Genomic DNA, 457 nt, shown 5'->3' with positions numbered 1-457 from the left:
GATTTTTCAACAGAATGGCTAATAATTTTTGGGTTAAATAACGCATAACTATAAAGAGTTCCTGTCTCATCCATAAGATGGACAGCAATCATTCGTTTTAACACATTGATTTGTGGGGCGGCTAAACCGATTCCTGGGCGCAGACCGTATTGTGCAGATATTTCAGGATTTTGGCTATTAATGACATATTCTAATAAGCTGCTTAGTATTTGTTTATCCTCTTCAGAGGGCGGCATAGATACTTCTGCAGCCACTTTTCTAAGGGAAGGATGGCCATCTCGTATGATATCTCCCATCGTTAACATGAAACACTCACTCCTGTACTCAAACTGAATTATTAATAATTAGTCTATCAGACAATTAATAAAAAGTTAACATTTGATTAAAGCCCTCCAATTGAATCCCTTTCACAAACTCGTTATTGTCAAACAAACCAAGTGTCGATATAGTAGAATAT

At 36.3% G+C, this 457-nt stretch carries 1 protein-coding gene; it reads right to left on the bottom strand.

The window, feature by feature from the left end:
• Positions 1-305, bottom strand: a 305-nt coding sequence (locus V7659_RS30100; RefSeq protein WP_335543690.1) for a peptide deformylase, incomplete at its 3' end; no start/stop codon positions are given.
• Positions 306-457 lie beyond the last annotated feature (152 nt).

Source organism: Neobacillus drentensis (genome assembly GCF_036966985.1).
GTDB lineage: Bacteria > Bacillota > Bacilli > Bacillales > Cytobacillaceae > Neobacillus > Neobacillus drentensis_E.
This window is presented reverse-complemented; position numbering and strand designations above follow the sequence as displayed.